Below are 18,205 nucleotides of genomic sequence, written 5' to 3' on the forward strand. Positions count from 1 at the left end.
CCAGACTTCAGGTCAATTACGCAGACTTCGCCTCTTGCCAACGCGCGTGGAGCTGCTCCAGCTGCGCATTAACCGTCTTCCAACGGGCAGAATCCCTTAACTCCTGACGGGTAAATGAGCCTTTATGATACAATTTCGTAACACGCTCTGCTTTGATCGGCGACAGGTTATCCAGCACGCTGACCGCCCCCTTACGATTATTGCAGACCAGGATCATATCGCAACCGGCATCCAGCGATGCCTGCCCGCGTTCGGCATAGCTGCCCATGATCGCCGCCCCCTCCATCGACAGGTCGTCAGAGAAAATTACGCCGTCAAAACCTAACTCGCCGCGCAATACCGTCTTCAGCCAGTGCGCTGAACCGCTGGCCGGGCGCGGATCCACATCGCTGTAAATAACGTGGGCGGGCATAATGGCGTCGAGACGATGTTCCGCCACCAGGGTGCGGAAAACCGCCATATCCCGGGCCCGAATCTCGGCTTCAGCCCGCGGATCCCGCGGCGTCTCTTTATGCGAATCTGCGGTCACGGCGCCGTGTCCCGGGAAGTGTTTCCCGGTGGTTTTCATCCCCGCCTCGTGCATACCGTCGATAAAGCGGCGGGCGATAGCCAGCGCTTTATCCGGATCCTCATGATAAGCGCGTTCGCCGATCGCGGCACTGATGTGGCCGACATCAAGAACCGGCGCAAAGCTGATATCGATATCCATCGCGATCATCTCGCTGGCCATCAGCCAACCGGCCTGAGCCGCCAGCGCGCCGCCCTCTTCCATCCCCAGCAGCGCGGCGAAAGATTGCGCGGCCGGCAGGCGGGTAAAGCCCTCGCGAAAGCGCTGCACGCGGCCGCCTTCCTGATCGACGGCCACCACCAGGTGATTGCGCGAGGCCTCGCGGATCTGGCGCACCAGCTCCCGCAGCTGGGCCGGATCGTGATAGTTGCGGGTGAATAAAATCAGTCCGCCTACCAGCGGATGGGCGAGAATCTCACGCTCTTCCGCATCCAGTTCAAACCCTTCGACATCCAACATTACCGGACCCACACTGACCTCTCTTATCCTTTTCATTCTTTGTCTAACTGACACCATGTTTCATCTGCCAGCGTGATAAACTGCCGGTCGCCGGTCTGCTGCCAACGGCGTTCATACCAGCCGGCCATCAGCAAAATGACCCACGGACGCCAGCGTTGTACCTGTCGCCACAGCAGCCACTCATCAATGCGCGCCCGCCGGGCATATGCGGCGACCAGCTGACGATGCTCTGCCGGCGCAACCCACACCGCGGCCAGCTCCAGCGCAATATCGCCATCGCCCGCATATTCCCAGTCGATCAACCGCAGCCCTGTTTTGGTATGGACAATATTGCCGGCATGCACATCCATATGTAGCGGCGCCAGCCGCAGAGGATGAGGCTCCCCGCGCTGTAACAAACGCTTATGCCAACGTAGCCATCGCGGTGTACGCCGCGCTGGATCACACGCCAGCCAGTAGCGTTCAAGCAGCGGTGCCAGCACCACACGCCAGCCCAGACGCGGCTGCCGGTGCAGATGATACAATAACCCTGCCAGCTGCGGGCACTCCGGGAGCGCGCTTTTCATCTCACCGTCGCAATATTCCACCACCAGCCAGCCCGGCGCATAGAAAAGCGGTGCGGGGACCACGGTCGTCGGCAGGCGAGACAGAGTACGGTACTGGCGGAGAAATTCACGGACGGGCGCGTCAGAGTCGTGCGGCTGGCGCAGAACCAGCCGCCGGACACCATCGCTGATAATACAGCAGCCGCCGCTCAGGCCATTCTGGCCCAGGCCGGCGACAGGTGCATAGCGGGGGAAAAAGCGCGACAATACCTCATCGCGCGTCAGTTTACTGTTGCTGAACGGCACCTTTACCTGACCAAATAATCTCGCCAGTCTGAACCAGCATCAGCTGCATTTTCAGCTCAGGTGAATTGACGTTGCCGGTCGCGTTCGAGTACAGCACGTACTGAGCGCCCACTGTGCGGGCAATCCCCATCGCTTTGCTACGGCTGCCGAGACTATCCTGCGGGGATAAACCTAGCTGCTGTTTTGCCACGCCCAGCTGCTGAGCGGACACCAGCGTGAATTTGCCGTTCCCGCTCAGGGCATTGCGCAATGCCGCCGTCGCGTCGGCGGCGTTTAGCGTGCCGTTGGTGCGGTTATTCACGCTGTCGACCAACAGAATACTCCCCGCATTGACGCCGCCCGCCTGCAGCATTTGCCCCACCATCGGCTGTACCGCCGCATTCCAGTCATAATGACGCACGCGCGGCGCTGGCTGTGCCGGCTGCTGCTCGTGTTCAATCGGCCCCGGCTGCCCCGGAATAGACGGAACCGTCGGCACGGTTGGCACCGTCGGCTGCGGTTGCGCGGGCTGCGTTGGCTTCGGCTGCGCCTCCTCAACGGGAGCGGGCTCCTGACGTTGCCCCACGCACCCAGCAAGGAATATCGCCAGTGCCGTAATTAACGCGTAGCGACACATTTTAATCATTACAATTACCCCTTACAGATAAAGATACAGGCGGGCCTTATGCGCCCCCAAAATATTCGCGCTACCGTACAAGGTGACAGAAGAGTGCGCAGGCACCGTGATGCTACGGGCCGGCTCCAGCGGATGCATTTCCAGCCCTCTGGCGTCATACCAGAAGAAGCGGTAATGCACGGTGATCGGTTGCTGGCGTTCATTAAACAGCCTGGAGGTGGCGGTAGCCTGAATCTCGGAGGCCGTAACCTCTGGCGCATCGGCGCTGATGCCCGCCGCCAGCACGTTGGATTCCATCACCAGCGTCTGCTGTTCAGCAACGGGGATTTCCGCATGGGAACCGCACCCGACCAGGAGCACAGCCGCCAGAAGCGAGCCGAAATGAGCTGCGCGCATCGATTAACCTTTGTGAGCCAGCATCGGACCCAGCGGGCGACCGCCCAGCAGGTGCATATGGATATGGTAGACTTCCTGGCCGCCGTGGCGGTTGCAATTAACAATCAGACGATAGCCATCATCAGCAAGACCTTCGTCACGCGCAATTTTCGCCGCAACGGTCATCATGCGCCCCAGCGTCAGTTCATGTTCAGCGGTGACATCGTTGACGGTAGGAATCAGGATATTGGGGACAATCAGAATGTGGGTCGGCGCCTGCGGGGAAATATCGCGAAATGCGGTCACCCGTTCATCCTGATAAACCATATCCGACGGGATCTCCCGGCGAATGATTTTGCTAAAAATCGTTTCTTCTGCCATGACTGATTCCTTATTAATTTTTATACCGTGCTCTGGCCTGCCTCTGCAGATAAACGCGGATGCACAGGACTCGCCTAAGAGTATGAGCGAGTTGCTCCCTCTCTTTCAACCTGAATGCGCTTTTTCTTATGTCGCGACGATGCTAGCTGCCGATGGATTCATCATATCGCGGCTTGCGGCTTTCCGCCGCGCGCGCTTAAGCGCCCTTCCGACAGCAGCAGACGTATTAAAGACGCTCGCCGACCTCTCTTTTTTGCCCCGATACGCGCCTGCGGTTTCATCCGCCGGATTGAGAGCATAAAAAAGGCAGCCATTTGGCTGCCTTAGTCTCCCCACATCACAACTTAGTTGCTGCGGATGTATTCATCCATTTCAGTTTTCAGGTTATCGGATTTGGTGCCGAAGATTGCCTGAACGCCTGAACCAGCAACAACCACACCGGCAGCGCCCAGTTTTTTCAGGCCAGCCTGATCAACTTTCGCGACGTCGGCCACGCTGACGCGCAGACGGGTGATGCATGCATCAAGGTTAGTGATATTGTCTTTACCGCCGAACGCAGCAATCAGTGCCGGAGCCATTTCGCTGGTCGCACCGACTTTGCTGTCTTCAGTGGTATCTTCACGACCCGGAGTTTTCAGGTCCAGTGCTTTAATCAGCACGCGGAAGATAACGTAGTAGACGATGGCGTAGCAGATACCGACGATCGGGAACAGCCACAGTTTGCTGCTGTTACCAGACAGGACGATGAAGTCGATCAGGCCGTGAGAGAACGACGTACCATCACGCATACCCAGCAGAATACAGATCGGGAAGGCCAGACCGGCAAGAATTGCGTGGATAACGTACAGAATCGGCGCAACGAACATGAAGGAGAACTCGATCGGCTCGGTGATACCGGTCAGGAACGAGGTCAACGCTGCGGAGATCATGATACCGCCCACTTTCGCGCGGTTTTCCGGCTTAGCGGAGTGCCAAATGGCGATAGCGGCAGCCGGCAGGCCGTACATTTTAAACAGGAAGCCGCCGGACAGTTTACCCGCAGTCGGGTCGCCTGCCATATAACGAGGGATATCGCCGTGGAACACCTGACCTGCCGCGTTGGTGTATTCACCAATCTGCATCTGGAAAGGAACGTTCCAGATGTGGTGCAGACCAAACGGTACCAGGCAGCGTTCGATGAAGCCGTAGATACCGAAGGCTACTACCGGGTTCTGGTATGCCGCCCACTGAGAGAAGGTCTGGATAGCAGAGCCGATCGGTGGCCAGATGAAGGACAGGATCACGCCGGTGAAAATAGCGGCAAGACCGGAGATAATCGGAACAAAACGCTTGCCCGCAAAGAAGCCCAGATATTCAGGCAGCTTGATACGGTAGAAGCGGTTGAACATGTACGCTGCAATAGCACCAGAGATAATACCGCCGAGTACGCCGGTATCAGCCAGGTGTTTGGCCGCAATTTCTTCCGCAGGTAAATGCAGAACCAGCGGCGCAACGACCGCCATGGTTTTCACCATGATGCCGTAAGCAACAACAGAAGCCAGCGCAGATACGCCGTCGTTATTGGTGAAGCCAAGCGCCACACCGATAGCGAAGATCAATGGCATATTGGCAAAGACTGAACCGCCTGCTTCTGCCATAACGTGGGAAACAACGGCTGGCAGCCAGCTGAAGTTTGCGGAACCGACGCCCAGCAGGATACCTGCGATAGGCAGTACGGAGACCGGCAGCATCAGCGATTTACCGACCTTCTGCAGGTTAGCAAATGCATTCTTAAACATAATTGAGAGTGCTCCTGAGTATTTGGTGCTTTTTACGTTTTCACGCATTGGCACGGGGGGAGAACCGTGCAGTGGACAGGACATCTAAGCGCCCTTTATTTATTACACAGAGTAAAATAATTGGCGGAATGATTGTTTGACGGCTATCACGTTTCAATCAGTCGGCGTGGGAAAGTTTACATCAACTTACATAATCTGTATCTAAATGTAACCAAAAGCACGTCACCGCCCCTTTTGTGGCGGTGAACTTTACTCGCTTTATTTATTAATTACGAGCCTTAAAATAATAGAAAGATCGGCAGGTTACAGTCTGGCGGGGTCAATGTGGAACAGGCTGGCGAAATTTTGCGTGGTCTGTTGCGCAAGTTGCTCAAGCGAAACGCCCTTCAGTACCGCCATGTATTCCGCCACATCGCGTACCATTGCCGGCTGGTTCTCTTTACCGCGATGCGGGACCGGCGCCAGGTACGGCGAGTCGGTTTCCACCAGCAGGCGGTCAAGCGGAACATAGCGCGCGGCATCGCGCAGCTGCTCGGCATTGCGGAAGGTGACGATACCGGAAAACGAGATATAGAACCCCATATCCAGCAATTTACCGGCGGTCTCCCTGTCCTCAGTGAAACAGTGTAGTACGCCACCGCAATCCGTCACTTTTTCTTCCTGCAAAATAGCCAGCGTGTCGGCGCGGGCTTCGCGGGTATGCACGATAACCGGCTTGTTTAGTTCGCGGCCAATGCGGATATGATCGCGGAAGGAGGCCTGCTGACGGGGTTTGGTTTCCGGGGTGTAAAAATAGTCCAGCCCGGTTTCCCCCATTGCCACAACCCCCTCTTCCGCCGCCAGCTTGCGCAGCTCGTCAACATCGTACTCTTCATCCTGATTAAGCGGATGGACGCCGCAGGAGAAAACCACATTGTCGCGCGGGCCGACCAACTCACGCATTCCGCGGTATCCCGGCAGCGTCGTGGCCACGGCGAGGAAAAACTTCACATCGCGGGCAGCGGCTTTCGCCAGCACATCGTCTACGTCTTTGTGCAGCGTTTGATAATCCAGACCATCCAGATGGCAGTGGGAGTCGACTAAAAACATAATGTCTCGCTCAGAGGTGGGATACGGGAAGTACCGTCCCAGGTTGCAGGTAATGTTCCCAGCGCAGAAGGCGCTCGGTTAGCAGCAGTTCGCGGTTGACGCCAACCACGTTCAACAGCTGGTCCCGGCAGGCGCTGACGTCGCGTGCGATCGCCTGCAAACGGGCGGCAGGCAGCGTCTGCGCCAGCTGATTGACCAGCGTCCAGGCATCAGGGTTGCTCACCAGGGTGATTCCCTGCTGCCGTTTTTGTGCATCCAGCAGCAGCGATGCCAGCCAGTGCAAACGAACCGCAGCCTGTTCGTGATTCAGTATCGGCAGCAGCGCCAGCCAGTCGCCGCTGCTTAAGACCCCCGCCAGCGACTGGATCAACTGCTGCCGGGAAGCCCAGTGACTCTCCTGCAGCAGATCCAGCGCCGCCGCAGGCGCATTCGCGCTCAGACGCAGCGCGGAGAGCAGCGCCTCCTGCGGCATCGTCACCTCGCGTTCCAGCCACGCCAGCCCGTAGGACTCTGACGGCGGCGCAAGATGATGGAGGCGACAGCGGCTACGCAGCGTGGCCAGCAACCGCGCGGGCTCCTGACAGGCGAGGAAAAACCAGGTGTTTTCCGGCGGCTCTTCCAGCGTTTTTAACAGGGCATTCGCCGCCGCATCCGTTAACAAGGCCGCATCGCCTGTCCACACTACTTTGGCGCCGCCAAGGCGGGAACGCTCATAAAGCTTTTCGTTAACGTCACGCACGGCGTCAATGCCGAGGGCGCTTTTGCCTTTTTCCGGTGCCAGGGTGTAGTAATCGGGGTGCGTGCCAGCCTGCATCAGCTGGCAACTGTGACACTGCCCGCAGCTTTTATTTCCTTGCGGCTGGCGGCACATGAGATAGCGGCACAGCGCATAGATCAGCGCCTCGCCCCCCATGCCAGGCAAGGCCTGAAGTAGTAACGCATGGTGACCCCGTCCAGCCTGATAGCCGGCGACTAATTGTTCAAATGACGGGCGTAACCATGGGTACCATTTCATGCGCTTTGCTCCGCGACCCAGCGGCTGATAACCGCTCTGATATCGCTTGCGACGGCTTCCAGCGACTGCGTCGCATCGATGGTGTGGATAGTGGGATCTTGCGCCGCCAGCTCAAGGTAGCGCGCGCGGGTACGATTGAAGAAATCCAGCGATTCTTGTTCAATACGATCGAGTTCGCCGCGCGCGCGCGCGCGCTTCAGGCCCACCTCCGGCGTCACGTCCAGATACAGCGTCAGGTGCGGGCGAAAATCGCCCAGTACCGCATCGCGTAGCGTAGCCAGCATCGTCTGGTCGATACCGCGACCGCCGCCCTGATAGGCCTGGGTCGACAGGTCGTGACGATCGCCAATCACCCACTGGCCGTTTGCCAGAGCGGGTTTGATCACCGTCTCGACCAGTTGAACGCGGGCGGCGTAAAACATCAGCACTTCGGCTTTGTCATTAATCACTTCATCGCCGGTGGATTGAATATCCAGCACCAGGCTGCGCAGCTTCTCGGCCAGAATTGTGCCGCCCGGCTCACGGGTAAACACCAGATCGCTGATACCCGACTCCTGCAGCGCCTCCACCACCAGATTGCGCGCGGTGGTCTTCCCTGCACCTTCCAGGCCTTCGATAACGATATAGTTACTGCGCATTTTTTTCCTTAAGTACTTTCAGATAATCCTGTACCGAGCGGTTGTGGCTGGCCAGATTGGTATTAAACGTATGCCCGCCTTTACCATCGGCAACAAAATAGAGATAAGGCGTTTTCGCCGGATGCGCCGCGGCGTTCAGAGAGGCTTCTCCCGGTACGGCGATGGGCCCCGGCGGCAAACCGCCGATCGCGTAGGTATTGTATGCCGTCGGCGTCTCCAGATCTTTGCGGGTCAGCTTGCCAGTATAACGCTCTCCCATACCGTAGATCACGGTCGGGTCGGTCTGCAGACGCATGCCGATGCGCAGACGATTGATAAATACCGACGCCACGCGGTCGCGTTCTGCGGCAACCGCCGTCTCTTTTTCAATAATGGACGCCATGGTCAGCAGCTGGTTCTGATCTTTGTACGGCAGATTATCCATCCGCCCTTCCCAGGCTTTTTCGACCTGCGCAACCATCTTCTGATGCGCGCGCTTGAGGATCGCCACATCGCTGGTATGGGCGGTATACATCCAGGTATCTGGCCAGAACCAGCCTTCAACCCAGTCCGCATGTTCGAGGTTAAGCGCCTCGGCAACCGTTTCGTAACGGTCGTCTGCCAGCGTATGTTTGATGTACGGCGCATCGCGCAGCTGACGCAGGTAGTCGCTCACCCGCATCCCCTCCACAAACCGCAGCGGGAACTGGGCCTCTTTGCCGCTGCCCAGCAGTTGCAGCATGTCACGTACCGTCATGTTCGGCATGAAGCGGTAGGTACCGGCTTTGAAGTGGGATAATTCGGGTTCAAGACGCAGCAACCACTGGAATACCCGCGGCCGGTTGATCACCTTGTCGCCATACAGTTGCTCACCCAGCGCCATGCGCCCGGTACCGGCCTCTAAGGTGAAGATAGTCTCTTCTTTTATCAGCAACTTGCTCTGCGCAAGCTGACGAACTTTCCAGATGCCTGCGCCTGCGGCAATGCCCAGCACGACCAACAACAGCAGGATAAATCGTAACATTTTCTTCATGACTAACCAGACAGCTCACACAGTGGGGCTAAAAAATGATAAAGCTCTCGCGAGGACCAGTATGTCTCGTCCCAGCGGCGAACCGGTATCAGCGGCATCAGCGCATTGCATATCAGCACTTCATCGGCGTCTCGCAACGCATCAGCGCGCGCTGTGACTTCGACAACGCGAAACGGCGATTGTGCCAGTTGCGCGATACAATGCTGACGCATAATGCCATTGACGCCGGCGTGATCGAGACGTGGCGTAAACACATCCCTCCCCTTGCGCCAGAACAGATTCGCGGCACAGCATTCCGTAAGCCACCCGTCGCTGTCAAGAACCAGCGCTTCATCGGCGTCCGTCTGCTCAAGATGAGAGCGGATCAACACTTGTTCCAGTCGGTTCAGATGCTTCAGCCCGGCCAGCAATGGATTACGCCCGAGGTGAACCGGGCTTAGCGTCAGCGTAACGCCAGCTTCTTGCCAGCGCGCATAATGGGCCGGATACGCTGAAACGCTGAGAATACGCGTGGGCGACTGGCAGTTTGCACCGCTGTAGCCGCGACCACCCGCGCCCCGCGTCAGTATCACTTTCAGCACGCCGCTTTGCTGTTCATGCGCCAGGCGCTGCATTTCAGCTTCCAGCTGCGGCCATTGCGCGTAGGGAATCATCAGCGCCGCGCAGGCCAGTTGCAAACGACGAAGGTGGGCGGGCAACATCTGCACTTTATGTTCCACGATACGCGCGGTAGTAAAGCACCCGTCGCCGAACTGAATTGCCCGGTCACTGGCGGCGAGGGTGTCCTGTTCAATGCCATTAATCAAGAACATAGCGGCTCCTTATCGGTGGCCTGTCAGTGTCTCAGGATGAATTACGCAGGACAAGCAGAGAAAGCTGAAGAAAAAAGAAGGCCCGCATTTTATGCAGGCCTGAGTCAGAATTTAGCGGCAAGCGCAACGGGTTTAGATCTTTTTAAAGATCAGTGAACCGTTGGTGCCACCAAAGCCGAAGGAGTTACACAGCGCGTACTCCATACCGGAAACCTGACGCGCTTCGTGCGGAACGAAGTCGAGGTCACAACCGTCATCCGGATTATCCAGGTTGATGGTCGGCGGAACCACGCCATCGCGCAGCGCCAGAATGGAGTAGATTGATTCTACTGCTCCGGCGGCGCCCAGCAGGTGCCCGGTCATTGATTTGGTTGAGCTGACCATCACGCGGCTCGCCGCATCGCCGAAGACAGACTTAACCGCCTGAGTTTCTGCTTTATCGCCCGCCGGCGTCGAGGTGCCGTGCGCATTGACGTAAGCAATCTGGCCAGGTTCAATCCCTGCATCGCGGATGGCATTCACCATCGCCAGGGCCGCACCGGCGCCATTCTCCGGAGGAGACGTCATATGGTAAGCATCGCTGCTCATACCAAAGCCGACGATTTCCGCGTAAATTTTCGCGCCGCGTTTTTTGGCGTGCTCGTACTCTTCCAGCACGACCATACCCGCACCGTCGCCCAGCACAAAACCGTCACGATCTTTATCCCACGGACGGCTTGCCGCCTGCGGATTGTCGTTGCGGGTTGAGAGCGCACGCGCGGCACCAAAGCCGCCCACGCCAAGCGGGGTACTGGCTTTTTCCGCACCGCCGGCCACCATTGCGTCTGCATCGCCATACGCAATGATACGCGCAGCCTGACCAATATTGTGTACGCCGGAAGTACAAGCGGTCGCGATAGAGATACTCGGCCCACGCAGACCAAACATGATGGTCAAATGTCCGGCCACCATGTTAACAATTGTCGACGGTACAAAGAACGGGCTGATCTTACGAGGTCCGCCGTTGGTTAACGAACTGTGGTTTTCCTCGATCAGGCCGAGACCGCCAATGCCGGAACCAATAGCGGCACCGATGCGGGTTGCGTTCTCTTCCGTTACTTCAAGACCAGAATCCTGCATGGCCTGCCAGCCTGCAACAATTCCATATTGAATGAAGGCATCCATCTTGCGCTGTTCTTTGCGCGAGATAATGTCATCACAGTTAAAATCCTTTACTAAGCCAGCAAATTTTGTTGCATAGGCGCTAGTATCGAAATGGTCGATCAGGCTGATGCCACTCTGACCGGCAAGGAGAGCTTTCCAGGTAGACTCTACGGTATTGCCGACAGGAGACAACATGCCCAGTCCGGTCACAACTACACGACGCTTAGACACGGTTGTCCTCCAGGGAGGGAAAATAGATTCTTGTGGGACAAAAAGATAAAACTCAGGCGGTCGAATGACCGCCTGGAGATGTTCACTTACGCCTGGTGACCGTTGATGTAATCAATGGCAGCCTGAACAGTGGTGATTTTCTCAGCTTCTTCGTCCGGAATCTCAGTATCAAACTCTTCTTCCAGAGCCATTACCAGCTCAACGGTGTCAAGAGAATCAGCGCCCAGGTCTTCAACGAAGGAAGCATTGTTGGTAACTTCTTCCTGCTTAACGCCCAGCTGCTCGCCGATAATTTTCTTAACGCGTTCTTCGATAGTGCTCATACTCTTAAATTTCCTATCAAAACTCGCTTTCGCGATGGTTTTCGTAGTGTATAAAATGTTGAAAAATTTGCAACTAAATCCCGGCAGGTCTTACCACGATTTTACGCTATTTTGCGGGTGTTTGCCCTCAGAACGCAAATCATTTTGCACAAAACCGCATTCGGGACCACACAGACTGAGTGGTTCCTGAGCGTTTTGCGCAAATCTCGGTCAGACCATATACATTCCGCCATTGACGTGCAGGGTTTCACCAGAGATGTAACCTGCTTCGTCAGAAGCTAAGAACGCAACCGCACTGGCGATTTCTTTTGCATCGCCGAGGCGACCCGCAGGAACTTGCGCCAGAATACCCGCACGCTGCTCTTCAGACAGCGCACGCGTCATGTCCGTTTCAATAAAGCCCGGAGCAACAACGTTAACAGTAATACCGCGGGACGCGACTTCACGTGCCAGCGATTTACTAAAACCAATCAGACCCGCTTTCGCCGCAGCGTAGTTGGCCTGACCAGCATTTCCCATGGTACCGACCACAGAACCGATAGTAATAATGCGCCCGTGACGCTTTTTCATCATAGCGCGCATTACTGCTTTTGACAGACGGAAAACTGATGACAGGTTGGTTTCGATAATATCGTTCCACTCATCATCTTTCATCCGCATTAACAGGTTATCACGAGTAATACCGGCATTATTAACCAGGATATCCACTTCACCAAACTCTGCGCGAATATTTCCCAGTACCGATTCGATAGATGCCGCATCGGTCACATTCAACAGCATACCTTTGCCATTGGCACCGAGGTAATCGCTGATCGCCTGCGCACCGCTCTCGCTGGTGGCCGTGCCGATCACTTTCGCACCACGGGCGACAAGCGTTTCTGCGATTGCGCGGCCAATGCCGCGACTTGCACCGGTAACCAGCGCGATTTTTCCTTCAAAACTCATGGTATTCCTCTTTTATTGCTCAAGCGCCGCAGACATCGCTGCTGGCTCGTTAAGCGCGGAAGCGGTCAGGGTGTCAACAATACGTTTGGTCAGGCCGGTGAGGACTTTACCCGGCCCCACTTCATACAGGTGTTCTACGCCCTGGGATGCCATAAACTCAACGGTTTTAGTCCACTGAACCGGGCTGTACAGCTGGCGAATCAGCGCATCGCGAATCGCGTCTGGCGCCGTTTCACACTTCACATCAACGTTGTTCACCACCGAAATAAGCGGTGCGTTAAAAGTGATGTTTTGCAGTTCAACGGCCAGTTTTTCCGCCGCAGGCTTCATCAGCGCGCAGTGGGACGGGACGCTCACCGGCAGCGGCAGCGCCCGTTTAGCGCCGGCAGCTTTACAAGCCGCACCTGCACGTTCTACAGCCTCTTTGTTACCGGCAATCACGACCTGGCCCGGTGAGTTAAAGTTGACCGGGGCCACGACCTGCCCTTCAGCGGACTCTGCGCAGGCTTTGGCAATCGACGCATCGTCCAGACCGATAATCGCGGACATCGCGCCGGTCCCTTCCGGGACGGCTTCCTGCATAAATTTGCCGCGCATCTCGACCAGACGCACCGCGTCGGCAAAATCAATCACGCCGGCGCAAACCAGCGCGGAATACTCACCCAGGCTATGACCTGCCAGCAGAGCCGGGGTCTTGCCGCCCTGCTGCTGCCAGACGCGATACAGCGCCACGGAAGCGGTCAGCAGCGCAGGCTGAGTCTGCCAGGTTTTGTTCAGTTCTTCCGCCGGGCCCTGCTGAGCAAGCGCCCACAGATCGTAACCCAACGCCGCAGAGGCTTCACGGAAAGTTTCTTCGATAACCGGATACGCTGCTGCCATGTCAGACAACATGCCAACCGTCTGAGAACCTTGTCCCGGGAACACAAAAGCAAATTGCGTCATGTCTAAATCCTTATACTAAAAACGAACCAGCGCGGAACCCCAGGTGAAACCGCCACCAAAGGCTTCCAGCAGAATCAGCTGACCACGCTGGATGCGGCCGTCGCGAACTGCTTCATCCAGCGCACAGGGAACGGAAGCCGCGGAGGTATTGCCGTGACGATCGAGCGTCACCACCACGTTATCCATCGACATCCCCAGTTTTCTTGCCGTCGCGCTGATAATTCGCAGGTTAGCCTGATGCGGTACCAGCCAGTCCAGCGCCGAGCGATCGAGATTGTTAGCCGCCAGCGTCTCATCAACAATGTGCGCCAGTTCGGTCACGGCAACCTTAAACACTTCGTTGCCCGCCATCGTCAGATAGACAGGATTTTCCGGCTCAATGCGATCGGCGTTCGGCAGCGTTAACAGCTCGCCGTAGCGGCCATCCGCATGCAGGTGGGTGGAAATGATCCCCGGCTCTTCAGAAGCGCCCAGCACCACGGCTCCCGCGCCATCACCAAAAATAATGATCGTCCCGCGATCGTCAGGATCGCAGGTGCGCGCCAGAACGTCAGCGCCAATCACCAGCGCGTAGTCCACCGCGCCGTTTTTCACATATTGATCGGCGATGCTCAGCGCGTAGGTAAAGCCTGCGCACGCTGCCGCCACATCAAAGGCCGGGCAGCCATTAATACCCAGCATAGACTGAATCTGACAAGCCGAACTTGGAAAGGCGTGAGTCCCCGAGGTGGTCGCAACAACGATCAGACCAATTTGCTCCGGTTTAACACCCGCCATCTCCAGCGCATTTTTTGCCGCTTCGAAACCCAGCGTCGCAACGTTTTCATTCGGTGCAGCAATACGACGTTCACGGATACCCGTACGAGTGACAATCCACTCGTCAGACGTTTCTACCATTTTTTCCAGGTCGGCGTTAGTACGCACTTGCTCGGGCAGATAACTGCCGGTACCAATAATCTTCGTATACATGTACGCTCAGTCACTCTTGGGTAATATACCCGCCTTGTTCAAACCGCCGGTCGTCAGCCTTCTTCGTTCGTCCCGCGTTGCTGCCGGGAGTTCCCGTTTCTGTCGCCGGTGGGCAGTTCGAAACCTGCTGGGTATAAAGATTCCAGGCGAGCGGCGATCCGCTGAGGAATTTGCCGCTGCACTGCCTGCACTGCCTGCTCTATCGCCACGCTAAAGGCGCGCTGATTGGCAGCACCATGACTCTTAATCACGGAACCGCGCAATCCTAACAGACAGGCGCCATTATACTGGTCGGGGTTGAGGTGACTGAATCGCCTTGCCAGGCTTTTTTGTAACCAACGCTTCAATAACAGCAGCCACCACGACCGTTTTTTGCCCTCACCCTGTGATTTCAGCAGCGAGAGGAACATTCTGACAACACCTTCCATAGTTTTTAATGTGACGTTGCCCGTGAATCCATCACAAACCAACACATCGGTTTTGCCCGTCAATAATTCGTTGGCTTCAAGATAGCCGATATAGTTCAGCGACGGCAGCGTCTTCAGCACCGCAGCGGCATCGCGGATACTGTTGAGGCCCTTCATCTCTTCTTCGCCGATGTTCAACAGCGCGACGCGGGGATTCTCAATGCCGACCACTTCTTCGGCCAGTACCGCGCCCATGACCGCAAACTGCACCAGCATCGTACTATCGCAATCCACGTTAGCACCTAAATCAAGCACCACCGTTTTGCCCTTTTGCTGATGCGGTAAGACCGTCACCAGCGCCGGACGCTCAATCCCTTCAATCGGTTTGAGCAATAATTTTGCCAGTCCCATCAGCGCACCGGTATTCCCCGCGCTGACGCAGGCTTGCGCCCGCCCTTCTTTTACTAACTCCAGCGCCACGCGCATTGAGCTTCCGCGACTATTGCGCATCGCCTGTGCGGGCCGCGCATCACTAGCAATAACTGACTGCGCAGGGATCACCTGCAGGCGCGAACGTTGTTCGAAATCAGCTTTGGCAAGTAATGGCGTGATGGTGTCGGGGTCGCCGACTAAAAGAAGTGTGAGTTGCGAATTAGAGTTCAGTGCCTGCAGTGCTGCAGGCACTGTCACGGATGGGCCAAAATCGCCCCCCATGACATCTAACGCCAGGGTTAGACGTGTCAAGATATCGTCGCTGCCCGGTTCGGTTATTCCCCAGTCACCTGGGGAAATCCTCGCTAAGCTTCATCACGCTTATACTCTTTGTCTTTCACGCTGCAAGTATGTTGACTGCGCTCGTTCATCCCGGTCACATAGTTGTCTATGCTACCGCGATGCTTTCGCTCACGCCTCTTGCCGCGCGAAATCCATGGAGTCGTGCGTGATTACTTAGCGATAACCTTGCGACCGCGGTAGAAACCGTCGGCAGTGATGTGGTGACGCAGGTGTTTCTCACCAGAAGTTTTGTCTACAGACAGGCTGGTGACTGCGGTCAGAGCGTCATGGGAACGACGCATGCCACGTTTGGAACGGGTTGGTTTATTCTGTTGTACGGCCATGGACCTTACTCCTCAATTACTTATGCTTTAAGCTGGCTAATACGGCAAATGGATTTGGTTTTTGTGCCTCTTCAGGCAGTTCACCAAAGACCATGTCCGCGTCGGACACTTCACAGTGTTCAGAATCATGCACCGGAACTACAGGCAAGGAGAGAATGATTTCATCCTCAACCATCGCTTGCAGGTCGATTTCACCGAATTCGTTAACCTCAATCGGCTCATACGCTTCCGGTAGTGCTTCGGCCTGTTCGTCATTTCTGACGGGGCTAAAACAATACGTGGTGTGGACATGATGGGGGAACGGTTTCCCGCAACGCTGACATTCGAGGGTTACTGATACCTTTGCATCGCCGGTAATAACGGCAAGGCGCTGATTATCAATAGCGAACGACATGCTGCATTCCACATCGCTGTCCACGCTGACTACAGAATCGGCTACACGTTCAACCTGATCACGGGCATAGATACCTTCGTAATCGAGGCGTTTTTGAGCCGTGCGGACCGGATCAAGAGTCAGGGGTAATTTTACCTTTTGCATAGGGCGCGCATATTAACTTTGTAATGTCATAGAGTCAAAGAAAAAGGCAGCCTCAGGTTGCCTTTCGCCATTTATTCGCACACATTGCGGCCCATAGTTTAAAATGATGCTCTTCGAAGCGCTATATGTGGATGAAAAAATATGTCTGAGCTTATTCTGGCATCGACATCGCCCTGGCGGCGGATGTTGTTGGAAAAACTGGCCATGCCGTTTGACTGCGCAGCGCCTGATGTCGATGAAACTCCCCATCCAGGCGAACCTGCCCGCCAGCTGGTAGTCCGTCTGGCGCAGGCAAAAGCGCAGGCGCTCGCCGCCCGCTACCCTCAGCACTTAATTATCGGATCCGATCAGGTCTGCGTCCTCGATGGCGAAATTACCGGCAAGCCGCATAGCGAAGAGAATGCGCGCCTGCAGTTAAGAAAAGCCAGCGGCACGATAGTGACCTTTTATACCGGACTGGCGCTTTATAATTCCGCCAACGGCCATCTGCAGACCGAATGTGAGCCCTTTGATGTCCATTTCCGCCACTTAAGCGACCAGGAAATCGACAATTATGTGCGCAAAGAGCGTCCGCTGCACTGCGCCGGGAGTTTTAAAAGTGAAGGACTGGGGATTACGCTCTTTGAACGACTGGAAGGACGCGATCCGAATACGCTGGTCGGCCTGCCGCTGATCGCCCTGTGTCAGATGCTACGCCGGGAAGGCTGTAATCCGCTGTTGCGCTAGCCGTTTATTCTGCCGGGCCGGAACCGCCGTTCTGGCCTGCTTCTTTGCCATCGCCTTTTCTCGTCTCAGCCGGTAATCTCATTTTATCCCCTTTATCGACCGGGAATAGCGGCGGACTCACCGTCCGCCGCGACGATCATTTGCTATTACGCAGCACCTGCAGACAGCGTTTCAACTGGTTATCAAGCGGCGCTTCTACGCGCATCACTTCCCCGCTCCCCGGATGAGTAAATTTCAGCGCGGCGGCATGGAGGAACAACCGATTCAGGCCGGTGCCGGCCAGCTGTTTGTCAAACTCGCGGTCGCCATAGCGGTCGTCAAAGGCAATCGGGTGGCCCGCATACTGCGTATGAACGCGGATCTGGTGGGTACGTCCGGTAACCGGGCTGCAGCGCACCAGGGTCGCATGCGTATAGCGCTCTTCAACCTTAAAGCGCGTCTCCGACGGTTTTCCTTCCTGACTGACGCGCACGATACGTTCGCCGCTCTGCAGAATGTTTTTCAGCAGCGGTGCCTGCACCACTTTGGTGTGCGACTGCCACTGTCCGCGCACCAGCGCCAGGTAATCCTTCTGCATGCCCTTTTCGCGTAGCTGTTCATGCAGCGAACGCAGCGCAGAACGCTTCTTCGCCACCAGCAGTACGCCGGAGGTGTCGCGGTCAAGGCGGTGGACCAGTTCGAGGAAACGGGCTTCCGGACGCAGCGCGCGCAGGCCTTCAATGACGCCGAAACTCAGGCCGCTGCCGCCGTGCACCGCAGTACCGGACGGTTTATTTAGCACCAGAATATGGTCATCTTCATACAGAATCACGTCGGCCAGCGCCGACACCTTCTGCAGATGCGGGGAGACGGCCTCTTCTTCACGCTCGGCAACCCGTACAGGCGGAATGCGGATTTCGTCGCCGGCTTCCAGCTTGTATTCCGGCTTGACGCGTTTTTTATTCACCCGCACCTCGCCTTTACGCAGGATGCGATAAATCATGCTCTTCGGTACGCCCTTTAGCTGCGTACGCAAAAAGTTATCGATGCGTTGCCCCGCTTCATCGGCGGTAATGGCAACCATTTTTACGCTTGGAGTCTCAGTTTTCATGGTGCGCGATTCTAAATAGCCCGACGCATTAGCGCCACTCATTTTTATATGCTTATATTTATCATTATCCGGTTTTCATTGAACGCTTCATCGACGTTTTGTTTGTTATTAGAACAATCTGTATCCGCTGGTGAAAAAACTGTGAGTAACCGGGTGATAAAAGGTAAAAGTCAACTTGC

21 protein-coding genes are annotated in these 18,205 nt (G+C 56.2%); 1 reads left to right on the top strand and 20 read right to left on the bottom strand.

Annotation, left to right across the window (positions count from 1 at the left end):
- Positions 1–16 precede the first annotated feature (16 nt).
- The 19 genes from nagZ to yceD all read right to left on the bottom strand — a co-directional run bounded on the left by nagZ (position 17) and on the right by yceD (position 16,210).
- Entirely contained in the window at positions 17–1,039 is a 1,023-nt protein-coding gene (gene nagZ / locus CWM52_RS16665; RefSeq protein ID WP_100685116.1) for a beta-N-acetylhexosaminidase, read from the bottom strand.
- 20 nt (positions 1,040–1,059) lie between these two features.
- Positions 1,060–1,878: a thiamine kinase gene (thiK, locus tag CWM52_RS16670; protein ID WP_100685117.1), complete on the bottom strand. Its 819-nt coding sequence runs from the start codon at positions 1,876–1,878 to the stop codon at positions 1,060–1,062.
- Positions 1,859–2,494 carry a penicillin-binding protein activator LpoB gene (gene lpoB, locus CWM52_RS16675; RefSeq protein WP_160704053.1) on the bottom strand — a complete coding sequence of 212 codons (636 nt, stop codon included), beginning with the start codon at positions 2,492–2,494 and terminating at the stop codon, positions 1,859–1,861. The genes thiK and lpoB overlap by 20 nt, the downstream gene beginning before the upstream one ends.
- A gap of 21 nt (positions 2,495–2,515) precedes the next feature.
- A complete protein-coding gene (locus tag CWM52_RS16680; protein ID WP_100685119.1) occupies positions 2,516–2,890 on the bottom strand; it encodes a YcfL family protein in 375 nt (124 codons plus the stop codon).
- A 3-nt stretch (positions 2,891–2,893) separates the two neighbouring features.
- Positions 2,894–3,250 carry a purine nucleoside phosphoramidase gene (gene hinT, locus CWM52_RS16685; protein WP_100685120.1) on the bottom strand — a complete coding sequence of 119 codons (357 nt, stop codon included), beginning with the start codon at positions 3,248–3,250 and terminating at the stop codon, positions 2,894–2,896.
- A 344-nt stretch (positions 3,251–3,594) separates the two neighbouring features.
- On the bottom strand, positions 3,595–5,028 hold the full coding sequence (ptsG, locus tag CWM52_RS16695; RefSeq protein ID WP_100685122.1) for a PTS glucose transporter subunit IIBC: 1,434 nt from the start codon (positions 5,026–5,028) through the stop codon (positions 3,595–3,597).
- A gap of 303 nt (positions 5,029–5,331) precedes the next feature.
- A complete protein-coding gene (locus tag CWM52_RS16700) occupies positions 5,332–6,117 on the bottom strand; it encodes a metal-dependent hydrolase (protein ID WP_100685123.1) in 786 nt (261 codons plus the stop codon).
- A gap of 10 nt (positions 6,118–6,127) precedes the next feature.
- Positions 6,128–7,132, bottom strand: a complete 1,005-nt coding sequence (holB, locus tag CWM52_RS16705) for a DNA polymerase III subunit delta' (RefSeq protein WP_100685124.1) — start codon at positions 7,130–7,132, stop codon at positions 6,128–6,130.
- The gene (tmk, locus tag CWM52_RS16710) at positions 7,129–7,770 is read right to left on the bottom strand and encodes a dTMP kinase (RefSeq protein WP_100685125.1); all 642 of its coding nucleotides are present in this window, start codon (positions 7,768–7,770) and stop codon (positions 7,129–7,131) included. Before tmk ends, holB begins: the two co-directional genes overlap by 4 nt.
- A complete protein-coding gene (gene yceG / locus CWM52_RS16715; protein WP_100685126.1) occupies positions 7,760–8,782 on the bottom strand; it encodes a cell division protein YceG in 1,023 nt (340 codons plus the stop codon). Before yceG ends, tmk begins: the two co-directional genes overlap by 11 nt.
- Before the next feature lie 2 nt (positions 8,783–8,784).
- Positions 8,785–9,594 (bottom strand): aminodeoxychorismate lyase, encoded by an 810-nt coding sequence (gene pabC / locus CWM52_RS16720; RefSeq protein ID WP_100685127.1) that lies wholly within the window; start codon positions 9,592–9,594, stop codon positions 8,785–8,787.
- A gap of 132 nt (positions 9,595–9,726) precedes the next feature.
- Complete coding sequence (gene fabF, locus CWM52_RS16725) at positions 9,727–10,968, bottom strand: beta-ketoacyl-ACP synthase II (protein ID WP_100685128.1); 1,242 nt, start codon at positions 10,966–10,968, stop codon at positions 9,727–9,729.
- 86 nt (positions 10,969–11,054) lie between these two features.
- Positions 11,055–11,291 carry an acyl carrier protein gene (gene acpP, locus CWM52_RS16730; RefSeq protein ID WP_000103754.1) on the bottom strand — a complete coding sequence of 79 codons (237 nt, stop codon included), beginning with the start codon at positions 11,289–11,291 and terminating at the stop codon, positions 11,055–11,057.
- A 210-nt stretch (positions 11,292–11,501) separates the two neighbouring features.
- Complete coding sequence (fabG, locus tag CWM52_RS16735) at positions 11,502–12,236, bottom strand: 3-oxoacyl-ACP reductase FabG (protein ID WP_100685129.1); 735 nt, start codon at positions 12,234–12,236, stop codon at positions 11,502–11,504.
- Between the two features lie 12 nt (positions 12,237–12,248).
- On the bottom strand, positions 12,249–13,178 hold the full coding sequence (fabD, locus tag CWM52_RS16740; RefSeq protein WP_100685130.1) for an ACP S-malonyltransferase: 930 nt from the start codon (positions 13,176–13,178) through the stop codon (positions 12,249–12,251).
- Positions 13,179–13,193: 15 nt separating this feature from the next.
- Positions 13,194–14,147 carry a beta-ketoacyl-ACP synthase III gene (locus tag CWM52_RS16745; protein WP_100685131.1) on the bottom strand — a complete coding sequence of 318 codons (954 nt, stop codon included), beginning with the start codon at positions 14,145–14,147 and terminating at the stop codon, positions 13,194–13,196.
- 53 nt (positions 14,148–14,200) lie between these two features.
- Entirely contained in the window at positions 14,201–15,298 is a 1,098-nt protein-coding gene (gene plsX, locus CWM52_RS16750; protein WP_100685132.1) for a phosphate acyltransferase PlsX, read from the bottom strand.
- 200 nt (positions 15,299–15,498) lie between these two features.
- On the bottom strand, positions 15,499–15,672 hold the full coding sequence (gene rpmF, locus CWM52_RS16760; protein WP_000290724.1) for a 50S ribosomal protein L32: 174 nt from the start codon (positions 15,670–15,672) through the stop codon (positions 15,499–15,501).
- Between the two features lie 16 nt (positions 15,673–15,688).
- On the bottom strand, positions 15,689–16,210 hold the full coding sequence (gene yceD / locus CWM52_RS16765; RefSeq protein WP_032695736.1) for a 23S rRNA accumulation protein YceD: 522 nt from the start codon (positions 16,208–16,210) through the stop codon (positions 15,689–15,691).
- A gap of 141 nt (positions 16,211–16,351) precedes the next feature.
- Between yceD and CWM52_RS16770 the strand changes: the two genes are divergently transcribed.
- On the top strand, positions 16,352–16,936 hold the full coding sequence (locus CWM52_RS16770) for a Maf family protein (protein WP_100685134.1): 585 nt from the start codon (positions 16,352–16,354) through the stop codon (positions 16,934–16,936).
- Between the two features lie 136 nt (positions 16,937–17,072).
- Here CWM52_RS16770 and rluC read toward each other — a convergent pair whose 3' ends face one another.
- Positions 17,073–18,026, bottom strand: a complete 954-nt coding sequence (rluC, locus tag CWM52_RS16775) for a 23S rRNA pseudouridine(955/2504/2580) synthase RluC (protein ID WP_167686242.1) — start codon at positions 18,024–18,026, stop codon at positions 17,073–17,075.
- Between the last annotated feature and the right edge of the window lie 179 nt (positions 18,027–18,205).

Origin of the sequence: Raoultella sp. T31, assembly GCF_002806725.1 — a bacterium.
Lineage (GTDB): Bacteria > Pseudomonadota > Gammaproteobacteria > Enterobacterales > Enterobacteriaceae > Klebsiella > Klebsiella electrica.